At 71.5% G+C, this 19,555-nt stretch carries 18 protein-coding genes; 11 read left to right on the top strand and 7 right to left on the bottom strand.

The window, feature by feature from the left end:
- Nucleotides 1-49 precede the first annotated feature (49 nt).
- On the top strand, nt 50-631 hold the full coding sequence (locus tag OG574_RS17315) for a TetR/AcrR family transcriptional regulator (RefSeq protein ID WP_326773972.1): 582 nt from the start codon (nt 50-52) through the stop codon (nt 629-631).
- Here OG574_RS17315 and OG574_RS17310 read toward each other — a convergent pair.
- Nucleotides 620-1,798 carry a PucR family transcriptional regulator gene (locus OG574_RS17310; RefSeq protein ID WP_326773971.1) on the bottom strand — a complete coding sequence of 393 codons (1,179 nt, stop codon included), beginning with the start codon at nt 1,796-1,798 and terminating at the stop codon, nt 620-622. The two genes, OG574_RS17315 and OG574_RS17310, sit on opposite strands and share 12 nt — an antisense overlap.
- Nucleotides 1,799-1,983: 185 nt before the next feature.
- Here OG574_RS17310 and OG574_RS17305 point away from each other — a divergent pair, with 185 nt between their 5' ends.
- Together OG574_RS17305 and pruA are read left to right on the top strand one after the other, a co-directional pair.
- Complete coding sequence (locus OG574_RS17305; protein WP_326773970.1) at nt 1,984-2,910, top strand: proline dehydrogenase family protein; 927 nt, start codon at nt 1,984-1,986, stop codon at nt 2,908-2,910.
- A gap of 32 nt (nt 2,911-2,942) precedes the next feature.
- Nucleotides 2,943-4,574, top strand: coding sequence for an L-glutamate gamma-semialdehyde dehydrogenase (gene pruA / locus OG574_RS17300; protein WP_100594993.1), 1,632 nt, complete (start codon nt 2,943-2,945; stop codon nt 4,572-4,574).
- An 84-nt stretch (nt 4,575-4,658) separates the two neighbouring features.
- Here pruA and bla read toward each other — a convergent pair whose 3' ends face one another.
- The 4 genes from bla to OG574_RS17280 form a co-directional block, all read right to left on the bottom strand.
- On the bottom strand, nt 4,659-5,561 hold the full coding sequence (gene bla, locus OG574_RS17295) for a class A beta-lactamase (RefSeq protein WP_326773969.1): 903 nt from the start codon (nt 5,559-5,561) through the stop codon (nt 4,659-4,661).
- A gap of 84 nt (nt 5,562-5,645) precedes the next feature.
- Nucleotides 5,646-6,842, bottom strand: coding sequence for a lysophospholipid acyltransferase family protein (locus OG574_RS17290; RefSeq protein ID WP_326773968.1), 1,197 nt, complete (start codon nt 6,840-6,842; stop codon nt 5,646-5,648).
- Nucleotides 6,839-7,693 carry a phosphatidate cytidylyltransferase gene (locus OG574_RS17285; protein ID WP_326773967.1) on the bottom strand — a complete coding sequence of 285 codons (855 nt, stop codon included), beginning with the start codon at nt 7,691-7,693 and terminating at the stop codon, nt 6,839-6,841. Before OG574_RS17285 ends, OG574_RS17290 begins: the two co-directional genes overlap by 4 nt.
- The gene (locus OG574_RS17280) at nt 7,690-8,508 is read right to left on the bottom strand and encodes a CDP-alcohol phosphatidyltransferase family protein (protein ID WP_326773966.1); all 819 of its coding nucleotides are present in this window, start codon (nt 8,506-8,508) and stop codon (nt 7,690-7,692) included. The genes OG574_RS17285 and OG574_RS17280 overlap by 4 nt, the downstream gene beginning before the upstream one ends.
- A 52-nt stretch (nt 8,509-8,560) precedes the next feature.
- On the opposite strand from OG574_RS17280, the gene OG574_RS17275 reads away from it, so the two are divergent.
- Both OG574_RS17275 and OG574_RS17270 read left to right on the top strand, forming a co-directional pair.
- Nucleotides 8,561-9,121, top strand: coding sequence for a GNAT family N-acetyltransferase (locus tag OG574_RS17275; protein WP_326773965.1), 561 nt, complete (start codon nt 8,561-8,563; stop codon nt 9,119-9,121).
- A 254-nt stretch (nt 9,122-9,375) separates the two neighbouring features.
- Nucleotides 9,376-9,516, top strand: coding sequence for a hypothetical protein (locus tag OG574_RS17270; protein WP_100594997.1), 141 nt, complete (start codon nt 9,376-9,378; stop codon nt 9,514-9,516).
- 12 nt (nt 9,517-9,528) lie between these two features.
- Here the strand turns inward: OG574_RS17270 and OG574_RS17265 are convergent, their stop codons facing one another.
- A complete protein-coding gene (locus OG574_RS17265) occupies nt 9,529-11,127 on the bottom strand; it encodes a purple acid phosphatase family protein (RefSeq protein ID WP_326773964.1) in 1,599 nt (532 codons plus the stop codon).
- Nucleotides 11,128-11,293: 166 nt separating this feature from the next.
- On the opposite strand from OG574_RS17265, the gene OG574_RS17260 reads away from it, so the two are divergent.
- Together OG574_RS17260 and OG574_RS17255 are read left to right on the top strand one after the other, a co-directional pair.
- Entirely contained in the window at nt 11,294-12,343 is a 1,050-nt protein-coding gene (locus OG574_RS17260) for a 3-isopropylmalate dehydrogenase (RefSeq protein WP_100594999.1), read from the top strand.
- 275 nt (nt 12,344-12,618) lie between these two features.
- Nucleotides 12,619-13,707, top strand: coding sequence for a branched-chain amino acid aminotransferase (locus tag OG574_RS17255; RefSeq protein ID WP_326773963.1), 1,089 nt, complete (start codon nt 12,619-12,621; stop codon nt 13,705-13,707).
- A 12-nt stretch (nt 13,708-13,719) separates the two neighbouring features.
- Here the strand turns inward: OG574_RS17255 and OG574_RS17250 are convergent, their stop codons facing one another.
- Entirely contained in the window at nt 13,720-15,171 is a 1,452-nt protein-coding gene (locus OG574_RS17250) for a cytosine permease (protein WP_100595001.1), read from the bottom strand.
- 157 nt (nt 15,172-15,328) lie between these two features.
- Here OG574_RS17250 and ureA point away from each other — a divergent pair, with 157 nt between their 5' ends.
- The 4 genes from ureA (at nt 15,329) to OG574_RS17230 (ending at nt 19,439) form a co-directional block, all read left to right on the top strand.
- Nucleotides 15,329-16,018 carry an urease subunit gamma gene (ureA, locus tag OG574_RS17245; protein WP_326773962.1) on the top strand — a complete coding sequence of 230 codons (690 nt, stop codon included), beginning with the start codon at nt 15,329-15,331 and terminating at the stop codon, nt 16,016-16,018.
- Nucleotides 16,015-17,766, top strand: coding sequence for an urease subunit alpha (locus OG574_RS17240; protein WP_326773961.1), 1,752 nt, complete (start codon nt 16,015-16,017; stop codon nt 17,764-17,766). Before ureA ends, OG574_RS17240 begins: the two co-directional genes overlap by 4 nt.
- Before the next feature lie 10 nt (nt 17,767-17,776).
- The gene (locus OG574_RS17235; RefSeq protein ID WP_326773960.1) at nt 17,777-18,805 is read left to right on the top strand and encodes an agmatine deiminase family protein; all 1,029 of its coding nucleotides are present in this window, start codon (nt 17,777-17,779) and stop codon (nt 18,803-18,805) included.
- Between the two features lie 79 nt (nt 18,806-18,884).
- On the top strand, nt 18,885-19,439 hold the full coding sequence (locus OG574_RS17230) for a TetR/AcrR family transcriptional regulator (protein ID WP_326778518.1): 555 nt from the start codon (nt 18,885-18,887) through the stop codon (nt 19,437-19,439).
- Nucleotides 19,440-19,555 lie beyond the last annotated feature (116 nt).

The following is a 19,555-nucleotide window of genomic DNA, read 5'->3' as shown; positions in this document are numbered from 1 at the left end:
TAGAACGACTGTATGGGACGGCTGTATGAATCAGGGGTACGGTGGCGCCATGGGACATCGCGAGGATCTGCTCGAAGGCGCCAAGCGCTGCCTTCTGGAGAAGGGGTTCGTGCGCACGACGGCGCGCGACATCGTCAAGGAGTCGGGGACCAACCTGGCCTCGATCGGCTACCACTACGGCTCGAAGGACGCGCTGCTCGCGCAGGCGTACGTGGCGCTGGCCGAAGGGGCCTCGGACGACTGGAGCGCGGTGGGCGAACTGCCGGGTGCGCCCGGCTCGTTGGAGCGGTTCCGGGCCGTGATGGCCGGGATCACCGACAGCCTCGGAAAGCCCGGGGCGATCTGGCACCTGAGCATCGAGCTCGTGACGATGGGCGACAAGATGCCGGTCGTGCACGAGCAGCTGGCGCAGGCTCAGCACGAGGCTGGGCGCGGATTCATCGGCATGGTCATGGGGGAGGAGCCGCCGGTCGACGATCCGAGCGTGCACACACTCGGGAAGCTCTTCTCGGTACTGGTCCTCGGGCTCGTCGCCCAGCACACCTTCGACGCGGACTACTCGCCCAGTGCCGACGAACTCACCGAGGGCTTGCGGCTGTTGCTGGACGCGATGCGCGCGTCACAGGCGTGACGCCTTCAGTCCCATGTGCAACAGCAGCCGGTCCTCGCCGTCGTCCAGGTCGAGGCCGGTGAGCTGCTCCACGCGGGACAGGCGGTAGTAGAGGGTCTGGCGGTGGATGCCCAGCTCCGCCGCCGTGCGGCCGGCCTGGCCCGCACAGTCGAGGAACACCTCGGTAGTGCGGGCCAGTTGGCGGTTCGCGGGCAGCAGGAGCGGGGCCAGGACCGGGTCGTGCGCCGTGTCCGGGGGCAGTGCGGTGAGCAGTCGGTAGGGGCCGATCGCCGCCCAGTGCGCGTCCGGGCCGAGACGCGGCTCGGCGAGTGCCGCGCGCGCCGCGGCCGTGGCCTCCTGCCAGGCGGCGCCCAGGTCGCCCAGCTCACGCCGCGCGCCCGCGAACCCCGCCGCGACGACCGCCGTACCGGCGCGCTCCCGCAGCTTCGCCGCCGCCGCCAAGGCCGGCCCGAGCGCGTCCGCCGACCGCAGCCGCACCAGGAGGGCCAGGGCCTGCCCGGCCGCACCCCAGGGCACCGTGCACAGGGCGTCGGCCGCGGGGATCGTACGGAAAGAAGGCGCGTCGTCCGGGTCCGCCGACGGCCACGGCGCGACGCACACCACCGCGTGCAGCCCGTCCGCGCGCGACCCGAGCGCCGTGCGCAGGGCCGCCACCGCCATGTCCCGCTGCCAGCCGCGCTCGGCTGTGAGGACCTCGCGGAACTCGCGGGTCAGGTCGGCGCCCGCCTGCGCCTCGTCCGCGAGCAGCGCGCCGATGCGGCCCGCCACCTCCATCGCGGCGGTCAGCTGCTGCTCGGTCGGCCCCGGATCGTCGTCGATCAGCCACACGTAGCCGAGGACGACACCCCGATGGCGTACGGGAAGGCAGATGCGGCCCCGGTAGACCCCGGCCTCCGGGGTCGGCGGGATGCGGACGGGGCCGGTGGCGCGGGCGATGCCGAAGCCCTCGAACCAGGTGCGCACCGCCGCGGTGGAGCGGCGGGTCAGGATCGAGCGGGTGCGTACGGGGTCCAGCGTCGATTCGTCGAATTCGCTGTCGCTGTCTTGCGCGCCGAACGCGATCAGCCCGAAATCCCGGTTCTCCAGCGTCGCGGGGGCGCTGAGCAGCGCGGAGATCTCGTCGACCAGTTCCTGGTAGTCGCCCTTCACCCCGCCATTCTCGCGCACCCCACCGCACTCTTCAGACAAATGTCTGAGGTGGTGGCCACAGATGCGTGACAGCTGTCGATGGCACACGCTCGGAGGGATCCTTAGATTTCACGGTGGTTCTCCGTGCCGTACCGGTCTGTTGCGATTCAGTTCGTTTACGCCGATACGGCCACTCGTTCGTACTCTCCCCGTGGAGGTGGCCCGTGCTGGGTCCCGTGATTCTCGCCGCGTCACGCAGCGACAAGATGCGCCGTTTCATCTCGGCAGCCCCCGGCACGAAGCAGGTCGTCGACCGGTTCATCGCCGGTGAGAGCGTCGACGACGTCGTGCCGATCGTCGTGGACGCCTGTGGCAAGGGCCTCGAGGTCACCCTCGACGTGGTCGGCGAGGACATCACGACCCCCGAGCAGGCCGCCGCCGCGCGCGACGCCTACCTCGAGCTGATCGCGCACCTCAAGGACCTGGGCCTCGGCACCAAGGCCGAGATGTCCGTCAAGCTGTCGATGTTCGGCCAGGCGCTGGACGGCGGCCACGAGCTGGCCCTCGCCAACGTCCGCCCGGTGGTCGAGGCCGCCGCCGCGATCGGCACCACGGTCACCCTGGACGCCGAGGACCACACCACCCTCGACTCGATGTTCGCCATCCACGAGGAGCTGCGGAAGGACTTCCCGCAGACCGGATGCGTCATCCAGGCCTACCTCTTCCGCACCGAGGACGACGCCACCCGCCTCGCTGCCGCCGGCAGCCGCGTACGCATCGTGAAGGGCGCCTACAAGGAGCCCGCCTCTGTCGCGTACCAGGACAAGGCCGAGATCGACAAGGCGTACGTCCGCATCCTGAAGATTCTGATGGAGGGCGACGGGTACCCGATGATCGGGTCCCACGACCCGCGCCTCATCTCCATCAGCCAGGAGCTCGCCCGCCGCGCCGGGCGCAAGCTGGACGAGTACGAGTTCCAGATGCTGTACGGGATCCGCAGCGACGAGCACGTCCGTCTCGCCGCCGAGGGCCACCGGATGCGCGTCTACACCGCGTACGGCACCGACTGGTACGGCTACTTCATGCGCCGCCTCGCGGAGAAGCCCGCCAACCTGCTCTTCTTCGCCCGCTCCATCCTCACCAAGGGCTGAGCCCCACCCCTCTCAAAGGAGTTCAGAGACTCATGGACGCTGTAACCCAGGTCCCCGCTCCCGTCAACGAGCCGGTGCACGGCTACGCCCCCGGCTCCCCGGAGCGGGCGCGCCTCGAGGTCAAGCTCAAGGAGCTGGCCGAGAACCCGATCGAGCTGTCGATGACCATCGGCGGAGTCAAGCGCCTCGGTGGCGGCGACGAGTTCACCGTCGTCCAGCCGCACAACCACCAGGCCGTCATCGGTACGGGCCGCGGTGCCACGCAGGCGGACGCGCAGGACGCGATCGACGCCGCGCTCGCCGCCGCCCCGGCCTGGCGCGCGATGTCCTTCGACGACCGCGCCGCGATCATCCTGCGCGCCGCCGAGCTGCTCTCCACGACGTGGCGCGAGACGCTCGCCGCCTCCACGATGCTCGGCCAGTCGAAGACCGCGCAGCAGGCCGAGATCGACACGCCCTGTGAGCTCGTCGACTTCTGGCGCTTCAACGTGCACTACGCCCGCAACATCCTCGCCGAGCAGCCCCCGGCGAACTCCACCGGCGTGTGGAACCGCATGGACCACCGCCCGCTCGAGGGCTTCGTCTACGCGATCACGCCGTTCAACTTCACCGCCATCGCCGGCAACCTCCCCACCGCTCCCGCCCTCATGGGCAACGTGGTGGTCTGGAAGCCGTCCCCGACGCAGACCCACGCCGCCGTGCTGCTCATGCAGCTCCTGGAGGAGGCCGGTCTGCCCAAGGGCGTCATCAACCTCGTCACCGGTGACGGCATCGCGGTCTCCGAGGTCGCCCTGAACCACCGCGACCTGGCCGGCATCCACTTCACCGGCTCGACCAAGACCTTCCAGCACCTGTGGAAGACGGTCGGCACGAACATCGACAAGTACCGCACCTACCCGCGGCTCGTCGGTGAGACCGGTGGCAAGGACTTCGTCGTCGCCCACCCGAGCGCCGACCGCGCCGTCCTCAAGACGGCCCTGACCCGCGGTTCCTTCGAGTACCAGGGCCAGAAGTGCTCCGCGTCCTCGCGCGCCTACGTTCCGGCCTCCATCTGGAACGACGGCTTCAAGGAGGAGTTCGCGGCCGAGGTCGACGGCATCAAGATGGGTGACGTCACCGACCTGACGAACTTCATCGGTGCCGTCATCGACGAGCGCTCCTTCGCCAAGAACAAGGCGGCCATCGACCGCGCCAAGTCGGACCCGACCTGCACGGTCATCGCCGGCGGCGAGTACGACGACTCGGTCGGCTACTTCGTCCGCCCGACCGTCATCGTGTGCAGCGACCCGGCGAACGAGGTCTTCACGACCGAGTACTTCGGCCCGATCCTCGCGGTGCACGTCTACGACGACGCCAAGTACGACGAGATGCTGGACCAGATGGAGTCCGCCTCGGACTACGCCCTGACGGGTGCGGTCATCTCGAACGACCGCGCCGCCGCCGCGCACACGATGGACAAGCTCCGCTACGCCGCGGGCAACTTCTACATCAACGACAAGTCGACCGGCGCCGTCGTCGGCCAGCAGCCCTTCGGCGGCGGCCGCGCCTCCGGCACCAACGACAAGGCCGGCGCCCCGCAGAACCTGCAGCGCTGGACCCTGACCCGCGCCATCAAGGAGACGCTGGTACCGCCGACCGAGTACGGCTACCCGCACATGGGCTGACCCCCACCCGGCGTTTCGACGCCCCTCTGAACCCCGCCTCCGACCAGGGCCCCACCCCGGTCGGAGGCGGTGTCGTGTCCGGGGTCAGATCAGTGCGTCCACGGCGATGCGGGTGATGTCGGCGGCGATCCGGTCCTCGCCCGGGGTGTCCGCGTCGAGCCGGGTCGTGTACACGGAGATGACCAGGGGAGCCCCGCCGCCCGGCGGCCAGGCCACGGCCACGTCGTTGACTCCGCCGTAGGCAGGGGACCCGGTCTTGTCCCCGACCCGCCAGCCCGGGGGGAGCCCCGCGCGGATCCGCTTGTCGCCGGTGGTGTTCTCCACCAGCCACCGTGTCAACTGGCCGCGGTCGAGCGGGTGGAGGGCGTCACCGAGGACCAGCGCGCGCAGGTCCGCGGTCATGGCGGCGGGCGTCGTGGTGTCCCGCCGGTCGCCGGGGATGTTCGTGTTGAGGTCGGTCTCCCACCGGTCGAGCCGGGTCACGGAGTCGCCGAGCGAGCGGGCGAACGCGGTGACGCCGGCGGGGCCGCCGATCCGGCGCATCAGCAGATTGGCCGCGGTGTTGTCGCTGTACGTGATGGCGGCGTCGCACAACTCCCGTACCGTCATGCCGGTTTCGAGGTGCATTTCGGTGCGGGGCGAGGCGGCCACGAGGTCGTCGCGTCCGTAGCGGATCAGTACGTCGAGCAGTCCGGGCTCCTGCTCGCGCGCCCTGTGCAGGATCGCCGAGGCGGCAAGCACCTTGAACGTCGAGGCGATCGCGAAGCGTTCGTGCGCGCGGTGGGCGACGACGGCGCCGGTGCCGGTGTGCAGGGCGTGCACCCCGATGCGGCCGGGGTAGCCCGCCTCCAGCTCGCGCAGCCGGCGCCGGGCGTCACCGCCGGTGTCGGGGGAGGGCGCCGCGCTCGCGGTGCCGGGCACGGAGAGAAGGACGGGCGCCAGGGCGGCGGCGCCGAGGAGGGTCCTGCGGGAGGGAGGTAAATTCATGATCTCGAAGGTACGTGAACGGGGTCGGGAACGCGGCGAGGATCGCCCGGTCCGAAGGCCCGCGCCCCTCTGTGACGGCCCTCGTCAGCTCCAGCCCGCCACGATGAGCGAGAGACCGGCCGCGAAGCCGACGCACAGCAGGCCCAGGTAGAGCCCGTAGAGCCTGCGGAGCCGGTGCACCAGGAAACCGAAGGCGCCGAACGCAAGGCCCACCGTGAGTGTGCGGGCGCCGCGCGCGCGTGCCGACTCGGTCAGCCAGTGCGTGACGGGGACGTCCGCGCGGCCCGCCTCCTTCGCGTAGACCTTGAACGGGATGCCGTTCCAGGGCTGATGGCGTACCGCCGACGCGCCCTCGGCGGACAGTTCGTGACGGACCTCCGCCCGCATCCGGTCCGTCGTCAGGGGGGCGGGCAACGAGACGCCCGCGGACGCCAGTTGGAGCGCGAGCAGGCCGCCGGCGAGGCTGCCCGCGAGCGCCGTGACGGACAGCTTCAGGGCCCGGCGCGGCACCGCCACGCACGCCACCGCGAGGAACAGCTCCGGCATCAGCGGCCAGCTCAGCGCCTCCGCGCACGCCCAGGCGAAGGCCAGGAGCAGCCCGAGCCGCGCGCTGATCACGCGGGCCAGGACCTTGCGGACGCGGGAGTCCCGCAGCGGCTCCGCGACCGTACGGTCGTGCAGCGCCGCGACCGCCTTTCGGGCCTCCTCCGGTGTCGCCGTGTACGGGAGCGGTTCGCCGATCCGCACCCGGACCAGGGACGGGCGCAGCCTGCCGTGCTTGGGCAGGAGCCGGTCCGTGCCCGCGATACCGACCGGCACCACCGGCACGCGCGCGTGCTCCGCCAGGACCAGCGCGCCTCGGTGGAACGACCCCAGCTCACCCGCACGCGCGCGCGTGCCCTCGGGGAAGAGGACGACGGCGTGGCCCGCGCGCAGCGTGTCCGCCATACCGAGCAGGTCGTCCATGCCCCCGCCCGAGCGCCGCACCGGGAACCCGGCGGCGAGGCGGCTGCAGATCCGGCTGCGCCAGGGCGAGGCGAACCAGTAGTCGGCCGCCGCACCGATCGCCGGTGCGTGCGACGCGTCGAGCGCGGCGAGCAGCGCGGCGGTGTCGGCGTGCGAACTGTGGTTGGCGACCACGACACAGCCGCCGCGCGGGAGCCGGCCCCTGCGCTCCACACCGCCGGTGAGCGTGAGGACGAGCCACCACAGGGCGTGGCGCAGCCGGGCGGCCGCACGGGCCGGGGGCACACGGGCCGGAGCGGTCACGGTCGTCGTCACAGGGTCACCACCATCACGAGGAGCAGGGCCACGAGGAGCGAGTCGATACGGTCGAGGAGCCCGCCGAAGCCCGGAAGCCAGCTGCCCGCGTCCTTCACGCCCGCTTCGCGCTTCACCATCGACTCGACGAGATCGCCGAGGACGCAGCCGGCCAGGACGGCGGCCCACAGGACCGGCGTGAAGGCGCCGACTGCCGTGAGTGCGGCGGCAGTTGCGGCAGCGGCGCCCACCACGCCCGCCCATGTCTTGTTCGGGGACAGCGGCGAGAGGCGGCGCGAGAGCGGCCCCCGCCGGCCGAGCGCGGTACCGCCGCACCACGCGCCCACGTCACCGAACGCCACCGCGACCCCGACCGCGAGCGCCGTGTCGCCGAGCAGCACCAGGCTGCTCAGCGACACCGGGATCCACAGGAGACCGAAGAGCGTGCGGGAGGCGCGCGTGAAGCCCTGTTCGGCGTCGCCCGCGCAGACCGCCGCGAGCACGGCGAGTACGAGAAGTGCCCCGGTCGTACGGGGATCGGGCCCCGCAAGTGCCGCGCCAGGCACGGCAATTGCGGCGGCCACCAGTACGGCCCGCTCGGCGCGGGGCAGGCCCGCCATCCGCGCGTACTCGCCCACCGCGACCGCACCGAGCCCGGCCGCGAGCACGAACGCGCCCGCGCGGCCCACGAAGAAGGCACCGATGAACAGTGGCGCGGACAGCGCCCAGGTCCGCCAGCGCCTGCGCAGCTCGGCCCGCATCCGTACCCGGGACGGCAGCGAGGCGACGGCGACACCACCGGCCCCGAGGACCCCGGCCACGACCGGCACGGCCCGCCCGGCGACCTCACCGGCGACGAACACGGCGCTCATCGGGTGCCCCGAAGCTGCGTACCGCGGTCCGCGGGGGACTGTGGGCGGGTGTGGGTGATGGAACCGGACACTTCGCCGGGATCGAGGCCTCGATCGGGCTTCGGAGGGCGGGAGTTGAGCGTGGGGGCGCGGGAGGGGGAGGGGGACGGGCGGCGACGGGTGGCCGGGGCCGTGGGCTCCGCCACCGGGAGCTCAGCCTTCTCGGGCGCCGCGGCAGTCTCCGTAGCCGCAGCCTGCTCAGCCCGGCCGAGCGCCCGCCACACCCACACCGCCCGCACCACTGCCGTCACCGCGGACCCCGCCGCGACGACCGCGAGCACCGGTACCGCCCAGCCCGAGGCCGCGGCCACGACCGCGAGGAGGCAGCGCTCCGTCTTGCCGACCGGGCCGCCATTGCGCCGGGGAGCGCCCGCCGCCGCGCCCGCCAGGGAGACCCACGAAGGGAGCGTCGCCGCGAAGGCCGCCGCGGCCACCAGCCACAGCGGGGCCAGCGGCAGGAAACCCGCGACGACGAGCAGATCGGCCACGCGGTCCCCCAGCTCGTTGAGGAGAGCGCCGCGACGCGTCGTGCGGCCTGTGTCGCGGGCGAGCGCGCCGTCCAGGTTCGCGAAGGCGAGCCGCGCCGCGAGCAGCACCGCCACGGGCAGCGCGGCCAGCGGCGCCGGCAGCCAGGCGAGCGCCGCCGCCGCGCCCGCGGCGCACAGCACACCGGCCGCCGTCAGGGTGTCGGGCGAGACCTGCCGGGCGGCCAGCGCGCGGCGCAGGCCGGAGAGCCGGTCCGCGTACCAGGGCTTGAGAGCGTAGAGGCCGTTCATGAGGACGACTGTGCCGTCGCGGACGCGGCGTGAAATCGGCACGCGTACTCAAATGGCGCGTGAGTACGGTGTCACGGTGACCACGCTGAGCACCGCACACACCGCCGACCTCAACCGCGCCGAACTCCGGTCCGTGCGCGCCCTGTTGGACGACGCCTTCGACGGCGGCTTCAGCGACGACGACTGGGACCACACCGTCGGCGGCGTGCACGCCCTCGTGCGCGACAGCGCCGGCGACCTCGTCGCGCACGGCTCCGTGGTGCAGCGCCGGGTCGCGCACGCGGGCCGCTCGCTGCGCACCGGCTACGTCGAGGGCGTCGCCGTCCGCGCCGATGCGCGCAGGAGCGGCCTGGGCGGGCAGATCATGGCGGCCCTGGAGCGGGTGATCGACGCGGCCTACGACCTGGGCGCGCTGTCGGCGTCGCCCGACGGGGCCGGTCTCTACCGGGCGCGGGGCTGGAAACAGTGGCAGGGCGATTTCGCCGCGTACGGTCCCGACGGGCCGGTGCGGCTGCCGGACGACGAGAGCGCGCCGTACCTGCGTCGCGCCACCGCCGCCCTCGACCCGGCCCACGCGCTCCTCTTCGACTGGCGGGGCGGCGACATTCTCTGACCAGGGGGGAGCGCCGGCCGGCCCCGCGCGCAGCGACCCGTCTCCGTGACTCCCGTCTCAGATAGTAGGAAGTCCGAGTAATTGTGGAGACAGAAGCAGGCTCCTCGCTTAGCTTTGTAAGAGCCGAACGTCTCGCTCGATCCAGCGAATGGCGGTCGTGAGCTGAGCAGAAGGCAGGCAACCCCTGCCGCTCCAGGCTCCCCGCCTCTTCCGGCGCCTCGAAATCCCCCGTGATCTCAAGGAGTCGATCTCTCATGGCCACAGCGACGCCCGTCCGCCGCCGAGTCCGTCACGCATCGCCGTCCGATTCAGACCGCAAGAACGCCGCCGCCGCCCTGCAGCGAGCCCTCGACCGCAGGGACAACGGCGGCGAGACGGGGCACGAGTCCTGCTAGGGCCCAGCGCCCCTAAGGCTGTGCGCCCCGCTTGATCTCGAAGTAGTCGATGCGCTTGCCGCTCTCGGCCAGCGCGGAGACCTTCAGCCTCGGGGTCACGCCCGCCCCGCCGGTCTCCGCCTCCACCGCGAGGAACGAGAAGCCGGTGTACCGCACCCGCGACCACTCCACGGTGTCCGGGTCCGGCAGGCGTGACTTCGTCCAGTGGAACGTCACGATCGACTCGCGGTCCTGGACATGGCCCTCGTAGCTGTCCTTGACCCCGAGGCCGAACCCGTAGAGGTCCTTGCCGGCGCCGCCCGCGGTGACGTACACGATGCCGTCGCGCGTCGGATCGGTCGACGCGCCGACCGGCACCGGCTTGCCCACCTCTCCGTCCTTGATGGCGTCCGTGCGCTCGTACACGTGGTTGTGCCCGTTGATCACCAGGTCCACCTGGTGCTCGGCGAACAGCGGCAGCCACGCGGCGCGCACCCCGCCGTCGGAGGCATGCGTCGACGTCGAGTACGCGCAGTGGTGGAAGAAGACCACCACGAAGTCGATGTCCTTGCGCCCGCGCAGCTCACCGAGCCGCTTGGCCAGCCACGCGGTCTGCTTACCGTCCGTGTAGCCCTTGTTCGCGGGGATCTCGTACGAGACGTCGTTCGCGTCGAGCGCGACGACGCCCACGTTCCCGTACACGAAGGAGTAGACGCCCGGCGCGTTCCGCGGGTCCGGGCCGTTGCCCGGCAGGGTCCAGCGGGCCGACTGGCCGCCGTACCCGTTGGGGGAGTACCAGGCCTCCATGTCGTGGTTGCCGGTCGTCACCATCCACGGCACCGACTTCGCGACCGACTCCGTCTGCGCGAGGAACTGGTCCCACACGCGCGCGTCGTACGTGTCCGACTCCTTGCCGTGCCCGGTGCTGTCGGCGTAGCAGATGTCGCCCGCGTGCAGATGGAACGAGGGGTTCTGGCCCAGGATCAGCTGGTCGTTGGCGAGCGCGTCATAGCTGACGCCCTGGTCGCCGAAGGCCGTGAAGACGAACTTCTCCGCCTCCGCCGGAGCCGTGCGGAAGGAACCGATCGTCGCGATGCGCTCCGCGGACGCCGGATCGAAACCGTCGTGGCCCACTCCGTAGTAGTACGTCGTCCCGGGGGTGAGGCCGTCCAGGGCAGCGTGCAGATAGTGCTGCTCGACCGCCGGGAGCTTCTTCGACAGGCTCGGGGTGTGCAGCGCGCGCACCTCCGCCTCGATCTTCCGGCTGAGGTCCCATGGCTTGAGGCCCACCCGTACGAACGGCTTGCGTACCGCGAACGGCACCTGCCAGGAGATCCGCATCTGCGTCTTCGGGTCGGCGCCGAAGGCGAGATGGCGGGCGAAGGGTGCGACGAGGGAGCCGTCGACCTGCACGGCCGCCGAGCGGACGGGAGCGGCGGGCGAGGCGGCGGCGGAAGGCGTCGCGCACGCCGAGGAGGCCGAGCCGCCCAGGAGGGTCAGGCCGCCCAGGCTCGCCGCGGTCCCGGTCAGCGCGCGCCGCCTGCTGAACCGGGCCCGGAGGTACTCGTGCTGCTCCGGCATGCTCAGACGGCGGGCCAGCTGCTCGGGAATGCCCACGTTCGGTGTGTCCATGGGAAGAAAACTTCCCAGTGACAACCAACGAGGGCCACACCTGCGGGTGAACAGAAATCGACCCCGCGGCAGCCCGTACGGCGGAGCGCCCGGCGGACCGCACGGCCCATGTCCGAATGGCGGACATCGAGTGTCATCCCATGGGACGCCGACGTAGGGTGCCCGTATGTCGGCTAGCTCTCGCATCCTCAATCTCGCAGTGATCCCCGGTGACGGCATCGGCCAGGAGGTCGTGGCCCAGGGGCTCAAGGTCCTCGGCGCAGTCCTCCCGCAGGATGTGAAGCTGGAGACCAAGGAATACGACTTCGGCGCCAGGCGCTACCACGCGACCGGTGAGACCCTCACCGACGCCGATGTCGCGGCGCTCAAGCAGCACGACGCCATCCTGCTCGGCGCGATCGGTGACCCCTCGGTCCCGTCCGGCGTCCTCGAGCGCGGCTTCCTGCTCAAGCTCCGCTTCCTCTTCGACCACCACGTCAACCTCCGCCCGAGCAAGCTGCTCCCGGGTGTGGCGACGCCCCTCAAGGGCCAGCCGGAGATCGACTTCATCGTGGTCCGCGAGGGCACCGAGGGCCCGTACACGGGCAACGGTGGCTCGATCCGCACCGGCACCCCGCACGAGGTCGCCACCGAGGTCTCCGTCAACACGGCGTTCGGTGTCGAGCGCGTGGTCCGTGACGCGTTCGCCCGCGCCCAGGCCCGCCCCCGCAAGAAGCTCACGCTGGTCCACAAGAACAACGTGCTGTCCTTCGCGGGCCACCTCTGGACGAACATCTTCAACAAGGTGGCCGCGGAGTTCCCCGAGGTCACCACCGACTACCTGCACGTGGACGCGGCGACGATCTTCCTCGTCACCGACCCCGAGCGCTTCGACGTGATCGTCACCGACAACCTCTTCGGCGACATCATCACCGACCTCGCCGCCGCCGTCTCCGGCGGTATCGGCGTCGCGGCCTCCGGGAACATCAACCCGTCCCGCGAGTTCCCGTCGATGTTCGAGCCGGTCCACGGCTCGGCCCCCGACATCGCCGGCCAGGCCAAGGCCGACCCCACGGCCACGGTCCTGTCCGTGGCGCTCCTGCTGCGTCACCTCGGTTACGAGGCGGAGGCCGCTCGCATCGAGGACGCCGTCTCCGCCGACCTGGCCGAGCGCGGCACCAGCGTGCGGTCGACCGACGAGATCGGCGACGCGCTCGCCGGACGAGTAGCCGGCTGACCCGCCGCTGTTAATGCACTTAAGCAGCCGCCGGGTCGCATCCGCACCCGGCGGCTTCACCTTTGCGGTCCCCGGGTGCCACCATCAACCCCAGGACCGCACCTCACGCAGGACCCGTACGGGCTGTTTTCGTCCATCGGACCCCACGAGCGATAATCGGACGTGGGGCCGCGGTGAACGCAGAAGCTCGGACGACCGAGTAGTTGGGAAGTTCGTGCTTCCAGCTGCGAGCGTGAAGCGGTCCGTCACACACAACCGGTGAAGGACACGCAACCATGACGACGCCCACGATCGAGCTCAAGCCCTCCTCGACCCCGCTGTCCGGCGCGGAGCGCGAGGCGATCCTGGCCAACCCGGGATTCGGCCGCCACTTCACCGACCACATGGTGACGATCCGGTGGACCGAGGGCCGCGGCTGGCACGACGGGCAGCTCGTGCCCTACGGACCGCTCTCCCTCGACCCGGCGACGAACGTCCTGCACTACGCGCAGGAGATCTTCGAGGGCCTCAAGGCCTACCGCCAGCCCGACGGCACCGTCGCCACCTTCCGCCCCGAGATGAACGCCAAGCGCTTCCAGGCATCGGCGCGCCGCCTCGCCATGCCCGAGCTGCCGGTCGAGACGTTCATCGAGGCGTGCGACGCGCTGGTCACGCAGGACATCGCGTGGGTCCCGGCGCACGGCGGCGAGGAGTCCCTCTACCTGCGCCCCTTCATGATCGCGACCGAGGTCGGCCTGGGCGTGAAGCCCGCCAACGAGTATCTCTTCATCGTGATCGCCTCGCCCGCGGGCGCCTACTTCGCCGGTGGCGTCAAGCCGGTGTCGATCTGGTTGTCCGAGGACCGCGTGCGCGCCGTCCCCGGCGGCATGGGCGACGCCAAGACCGGCGGCAACTACGCGGCGTCCCTCCTCGCCCAGGCCGAGGCCGCAGCCGAGGGCTGCGACCAGGTCGCCTACCTCGATGCCGTCGAGCACAAGTGGGTCGAGGAACTGGGCGGCATGAACCTGTACTTCGTGTACGGAGACAAGATCGTCACCCCCGAGCTGACCGGCTCACTCCTCGCGGGCGTCACCCGTGACTCGCTCCTGTCGGTCGCCCGCGACCTGGGTTACGAGTCCGTCGAGGGCCGCGTCTCCATCGACCAGTGGCAGGCCGACTCCGAGAACGGCACGCTCACCGAGGTCTTCGCCTGCGGCACCGCGGCGGTCATCACGCCTGTCGGCACCGTCAAGCGCGCCGGCGCGCAGTGGACCCAGTCGGGCGGCGAGCCCGGCGAGGTCACGCGGAAGCTGCGCGAGGCGCTGCTCGACGTCCAGCGCGGCACGAGCGTGGACAAGCACGGCTGGATGCACCAGCTCGGCTAGAGCCGCTCGCGCTCAGCCTTCACCGCTCGTGACCAGGGCCGCCTCGGACTTCTTGTCCGCGGCGGCCCTGACGCGTACTGACCGCACCTCGCGTGCCGTCAGCGCCAGGTAGGCCGCCCCGCCGACCAGGCCCGACAGCAGGAAGCTGCAGTCCACGCCGCCCGTCAGGGAGAGCAGCGGGCCCTCGTACGACGGCAGGGACACCGCGAGCAGGCCGACGAACGCGCCCAGGGCCCAGGAGACGGTGGCGCGCGGGTTCCAGCCGTTGCGGTACCAGTAGACGCCGCCGCGCGAGCGCCGGTTGAAGACCTGGAGCGCGTCCGCGTCGTAGACGCCTCGGCAGCGGACGAAGCCGATCAGGGTGATCACGGCCCAGGGGGTGCCGATCGCGGTGAGGAGCAGGACGAACGACGTCATGGCGTCCTGCGCCGCCCACGCGAAGTGGCCGACGAAGACGCAGACCGTGGCGACGGCCGCGACCGTGTAGGTCGCCGCCGTGCGGGAGGCGCGGGGCAGGATCGCGTCCAGGTCGAGGCCCATGGAGTAGAGCATCAGGCCCGCGTTGCCGACCGAGCCCGCGGAGGCGGCGAGGAGCAGCGGGATCAGGTACCAGGTGGGCGAGGCGGAGACGAGCGAGCCCGCGTAGTCGAGGGCGGCGCGTGCCGCGTACGCGGTGAACGTGCCGAACAGCTGGGGCGTCAGCAAGCCGACGATCAGGCCGAGCCAGGTGGCGCGCAGGACGCTGCGCTGTGAGTGGCGGGCCGGGGACACGTAGCGCGTGTAGTCGCCGAGGAGCGTGATGAAGGCGATGGGGCCCGACAGGCCGGCGGCGACGAGGGCGAGCAGCCAGGTCGGCCAGAACGAGCCGAGGAGGTAGCCGCCCGCGTCCGGCAGCGGCGCCGTGGTGAAGTGCGGGGCGTACGCGACCACGCCGAGCGCCAGGAGCGCGGTCATGCCCACGGCCAGGACGCGGGACAGGCGCAGCAGGACGCGGTAGCCGTAGACCGCGCCGATCACGGTGGCGGCGGCCAGGAGCGCGTAGACGATGCCGTAGGTGAGGCCCGACTCGGGCACGCCGAACAGGCGGTGCAGGACGCCCGTCATCGCGTCGCCGCCGATCCACACGGTCAGCGCGGTGTAACCGAGCGACAGGAGCAGGCCGACGACCGAGCCGACGAGCCGCCCGCGGACGCCGAACTGGGCGCCCGACGACGTCGACAGGTTCGTGCCGGTGCGCAGGGAGACCAGGGCGAGCGGGGCGGTGAGTGCGGTGCCGAGGAGCGTGCCCGCGACTACTGAGGTGACCGAGGCCCACCAGCCGAGTCCGAACGACACGGGCAGCCAGCCGAAGACGATCACCCCGAGGCAGAGGTTCGAGCCGAGGAGGATCGAGACGATGTCCCGGGGACCGCTCGTGCGTTCCTCGTCGGGGATGGTGTCTACACCGCGCTGTTCAATCGCCATGGGGGGACCCCTGATCTTTGCGTCGTTGCATCGGTCACGTCGGGTGCTTTAGAGCAGCGTTCAATGTGACCCATCGCAAGCTGAAACGTCAATGTTTCCGAGTTGTGAATCGTATGGTTAGAGTGAAGTTCTAAACCTGTACGGGAGGTGTGGTGGCGTGCGTCTGACCCCCACGGAACGTGATCGGCTGCTGCTGTTCGGGGCCGCCGAGCTGGCCAGGGCCCGGAAGAACCGGGGCCTGCGGCTCAATGTCCCCGAGGCGACGGCCCTGATCGCGGACACGGTGTGCGAGGCGGCCAGGGACGGCCGGCGGCTCGCCGAGGCCATCGAGGCGGCGCGCTGCGTCCTCGGCCCCGACGATGTGCTCCCCGGCGTCTCCGACGTCGTGACGGAGGTGCACGTCGAGGCCGTCTTCGACGACGGATCGCGGCTCGCCGTGGTCAGCGACCCGATCGGCTCGTCGCTGGGCGACGAGGCGCCGGGCGCGCTGCTCCCGGGCCCCGAGCACAGCGACCCGCCGGCCACGGTGACGCTCACGGCGACCAACACGTCGAGCGTCCCCGTCTCCGTCACCTCCCACTTCCACTTCTTCGAGGCCAACCCGCGGCTCGACTTCGACCGCGCGGCCGCGTACGGCATGCGGCTCGCCGTCCCCGCCGGCTCCTCGGTGCGGTTCGGGCCGGGGGAGAGCGCCGAGGTGGGCCTCGTGCCCATCGGCGGCGCGCGCGTCGCGATCGGCTTCGCCGGGCTCGTCGACGGCCCGCTGGACGCGCCGGGCGCCAAGGAGGAGGCCCTGCGCAGGGCAGCCGCCTGCGGATATCTCGGAGTGAAGGGAACGGGCGCATGAGCAGGCCCACCAAGCACAGCGACCACTGCGCGCCGGGCAGCCGGCACATCGACCCCCACGCGTACGCCGCCACACACGGCCCACGCGCCGGTGACCGCGTCCGCCTCGGCGACTCGGGCCTGACCGTCCGCGTCGAGTCCGACGCGCAGGTGTACGGCGACGAGTTCCTCGCCGGCTTCGGCAAGACCGCCCGCGACGGACTCCACCTCAAGGCCGCGGCCGTCCGCGAGACCTGCGACGTCGTGATCAGCAACGTCCTCGTGATCGACGCCGTGCAGGGGATCAGGAAGGTCTCCATCGGCATCCGCGAGGGCCGGATCCACGCCATCGGGCGCGCCGGTAACCCCGACACCCTCGACGGGGTCGACGTCGTCGTCGGCACCGGCACGTCTATCGTGTCGGGCGAGGGCCTCATCGCCACCGCGGGCGCCGTCGACACCCACGTACACCTGCTGTCGCCGCGCATCATGGAGGCCTCGCTCGCCTCCGGTGTGACCACGATCATCGGCCAGGAGTTCGGGCCCGTGTGGGGCGTCGGCGTCAACTCGCCCTGGGCGCTGCGGCACGCGTTCAACGCGTTCGACGCCTGGCCCGTCAACATCGGCTTCCTCGGCCGGGGTTCGTCCTCGCACGACGCCCCGCTGATCGAGGCGCTGGCCGAGGGCGGCGCGTCCGGCTTCAAGGTGCACGAGGACATGGGCGCCCACACCCGCGCCCTCGACACCGCGCTGCGCGTCGCCGAGGAGCACGACGTCCAGGTCGCCCTGCACAGCGACGGCCTGAACGAGTGCCTGTCCGTCGAGGACACCCTCAGGGTCCTCGAAGGCCGCACCATCCACGCCTTCCACATCGAGGGCTGCGGTGGCGGACACGTACCGAACGTCCTGAAGATGGCGGGCGTCCCGAACGTCATCGGGTCGTCCACCAACCCCACGCTGCCCTTCGGCCGCGACGCCGTCGCCGAGCACTACGGCATGATCGTCTCGGTCCACGACCTGAAGACCGACCTGCCGGGCGACGCCGCCATGGCCCGCGACCGGATCCGCGCCGGGACGATGGGCGCCGAGGACGTCCTGCACGACCTGGGCGCCATCGGCATCACGTCGTCCGACGCGCAGGGCATGGGCCGCGCCGGTGAGACCGTGCGCAGGACCTTCGCCATGGCCGGGAAGATGAAGGCCGAACTCGGGCCCCTTCTTTCCCGGAACGGGGAGACCGGCGACGGCGAGCACGACGACAACGCGCGCGTCCTGCGCTACATGGCGAAGCTGACCATCAACCCCGCCATCGCGCACGGCCTCTCCCACGAGGTCGGCTCCATCGAGGCCGGCAAGCTCGCCGACATCGTGCTGTGGCGCCCCGAGTTCTTCGGCGCGAAGCCGCAGCTCGTCCTCAAGTCCGGCTTCCCCGCGTACGGCGTCGTCGGCGACCCGAACGCGGCCACCGACACCTGCGAACCCCTCGTCCTGGGGCCGCAGTTCGGGGCGCACGGCGCGACCGCGGCGGACATCTCCGTCGCCTTCGTCGCCCAGGCCGCCCTCGACCAGGGCAACGACAAGATGCCCACCCGCCGCCGGCGCGTCGCCGTCCGCGGCACCCGCGGCATCGGCCCCGCCGACCTGCGGCTCAACTCGCGCACCGGCTCCATCGACGTCGACCAGGCCACCGGGCTCGTCACGCTAGACGGCGACCCGGTCCGCTCCGAACCGGCCGACTCCGTCTCCCTGAACCGTCTCTACTTCCTGTGAGGACCCGCTCATGAGCAGCTTCCACATGCCCCCCGAGTGGGCCCCGCACGAGCGCACCTGGATGGCCTGGCCGAGCCCCAACCCGACGTTCACCAACGACGAGGAGCTGGCCGAGGCGCGCGAGGCCTGGGCGTCCGTGGCCCGTGCCGTACGCCGCTTCGAGCCGGTGACCGTGATCGCCGCCCCCGGCCAGAGCGACTCGGCCCGCGCGCTCCTCGGCGACGACATCGAGCTCGTCGAGCGCGACCTCGACGACGCGTGGATGCGCGACATCGGCCCCACGTTCGTGGTCGGCGACGGCCGACTGGCCGCCGTGGACTGGACGTTCAACGGCTGGGGCGCCCAGGACTGGGCCGTCTGGGAGCACGACGCGAAGATAGCCCGCCACATCGCGGACCTCGCGGGCGTCCCTGTCCACTCCTCCTTCCTCGTCAACGAGGGCGGCGGCATCCACGTCGACGGCGAGGGCACCGTGCTCCTCACCGAGACCGTGCAGCTCGACCCCGACCGCAACCCGGGTCGCACCAAGGCCGAGGTCGAGCAGGAGATCCACGCCCGGATCGGCACCACCAAGGCCATCTGGCTGCCGCGCGGCCTCACCGGCGACTACGGCGTCTACGGCACCCGCGGTCACGTCGACATCGTCGCCGCGTTCGCCGCGCCCGGCGTCGTCCTGGTCCACTCGCAGCAGGACCCCGCCCACCCCGACCACGAGCTGAGCAAGCAGCTCATCGCGCAGCTCAAGGGCGAGACGGACGCCAAGGGCCGGCCCCTGGAGGTCGTCGAGGTCCCCGCGCCGACCGTCCTCAAGGACGACGAGGGCTGGGTCGACTACTCGTACATCAACCACTACCTGTGCAACGACGGCGTCGTCCTGTGCTCCTTCGACGACCCGAACGACGAGGTCGCGGCCGGGATCTTCCGCCGTCTTTTCCCGGGCAGGACCGTCCAGCTCGTGGACGCCCGTACGATCTTCGCCGGGGGCGGTGGCATCCACTGCATCACCCAGCAGCAACCCGAGATCACGCCCGCACACTGAAAGACCCGCAGGAGTCCCCGTGGCAGCCCAGGCCCGCCGGAAGAACGCCCCTCCGCGCGAAGAGGTCCTCGCCGCAGCCATGGAGATGATCGCCGAGCGCGGCCTGGAGAAGCTCACCATGGCCGCGCTCGGCCGCGAGGTCGGCATGAGCAGCGGCCACCTCCTCTACTACTTCGGTTCGAAGGACGAGCTGCTCCTGCGGACCCTGGAGTGGAGCGAGGGCCGCCTGGGCGCGGAGCGGGCGCGGCTCCTGTCCGGCGGCGGCACGGTCCGCGAGCGTCTCGACGCGTACGTCGACCTGTATGTCCCCGACGCGCAGGGCGACCCGCACTGGACGCTCTGGCTGGAGGTCTGGAACCGCTCGCAGAACGCCGAGGCCGACGGCGACGCGCGCGAGCGGCAGGCCGCGATCGAGCTGGCCTGGCACCGCGACCTCGTCGCGCTGCTCGCCGAGGGCACCTCGCGCGGCGAGCTCCCGCCGCTCGACCCCGACCGTTTCGCGTCCCGGCTGCGGGCGCTGCTCGACGGCTTCTCCATCCATGTCGCGATCGGCCTGCGCGGCACGGACCGGGCCCAAATCCTGTCCCATGTACGGGAGTTCCTGGACGAGGCACTGGTCAAGAACCACGCGTAGCCCTTCGCGCGCGCCGCATCCGCTGACGTTCCATGAACACTATGAACACAAGTACGCGTGATCGTTGCGCGGTACACCCTTGTCACGGAGCAAAGCATTCCGGCACCGTGGCCGCC

Source organism: Streptomyces sp. NBC_01445, assembly GCF_035918235.1.
GTDB lineage: Bacteria > Actinomycetota > Actinomycetes > Streptomycetales > Streptomycetaceae > Streptomyces.
The sequence above is the reverse complement of the archived record's forward strand: the minus strand, read 5'-3'. Positions and strand labels throughout refer to the sequence as shown.

What these genes read in the sequence shown, in the direction of transcription:
- OG574_RS17315 (WP_326773972.1), top strand. Translation starts at nt 50, where the DNA reads ATGGGACATCGCGAGGATCTGCTCGAAGGCGCCAAGCGCTGCCTTCTG.
- pruA (WP_100594993.1), top strand. Translation starts at nt 2,943, where the DNA reads ATGGACGCTGTAACCCAGGTCCCCGCTCCCGTCAACGAGCCGGTGCAC.
- bla (WP_326773969.1), bottom strand. Translation starts at nt 5,561, where the DNA reads ATGAATTTACCTCCCTCCCGCAGGACCCTCCTCGGCGCCGCCGCCCTG.
- OG574_RS17285 (WP_326773967.1), bottom strand. Translation starts at nt 7,693, where the DNA reads ATGAGCGCCGTGTTCGTCGCCGGTGAGGTCGCCGGGCGGGCCGTGCCG.
- OG574_RS17280 (WP_326773966.1), bottom strand. Translation starts at nt 8,508, where the DNA reads ATGAACGGCCTCTACGCTCTCAAGCCCTGGTACGCGGACCGGCTCTCC.
- OG574_RS17275 (WP_326773965.1), top strand. Translation starts at nt 8,561, where the DNA reads ATGGCGCGTGAGTACGGTGTCACGGTGACCACGCTGAGCACCGCACAC.
- OG574_RS17270 (WP_100594997.1), top strand. Translation starts at nt 9,376, where the DNA reads ATGGCCACAGCGACGCCCGTCCGCCGCCGAGTCCGTCACGCATCGCCG.
- OG574_RS17265 (WP_326773964.1), bottom strand. Translation starts at nt 11,127, where the DNA reads ATGGACACACCGAACGTGGGCATTCCCGAGCAGCTGGCCCGCCGTCTG.
- OG574_RS17260 (WP_100594999.1), top strand. Translation starts at nt 11,294, where the DNA reads ATGTCGGCTAGCTCTCGCATCCTCAATCTCGCAGTGATCCCCGGTGAC.
- OG574_RS17255 (WP_326773963.1), top strand. Translation starts at nt 12,619, where the DNA reads ATGACGACGCCCACGATCGAGCTCAAGCCCTCCTCGACCCCGCTGTCC.
- OG574_RS17250 (WP_100595001.1), bottom strand. Translation starts at nt 15,171, where the DNA reads ATGGCGATTGAACAGCGCGGTGTAGACACCATCCCCGACGAGGAACGC.
- OG574_RS17240 (WP_326773961.1), top strand. Translation starts at nt 16,015, where the DNA reads ATGAGCAGGCCCACCAAGCACAGCGACCACTGCGCGCCGGGCAGCCGG.
- OG574_RS17235 (WP_326773960.1), top strand. Translation starts at nt 17,777, where the DNA reads ATGAGCAGCTTCCACATGCCCCCCGAGTGGGCCCCGCACGAGCGCACC.
- OG574_RS17230 (WP_326778518.1), top strand. Translation starts at nt 18,885, where the DNA reads ATGGAGATGATCGCCGAGCGCGGCCTGGAGAAGCTCACCATGGCCGCG.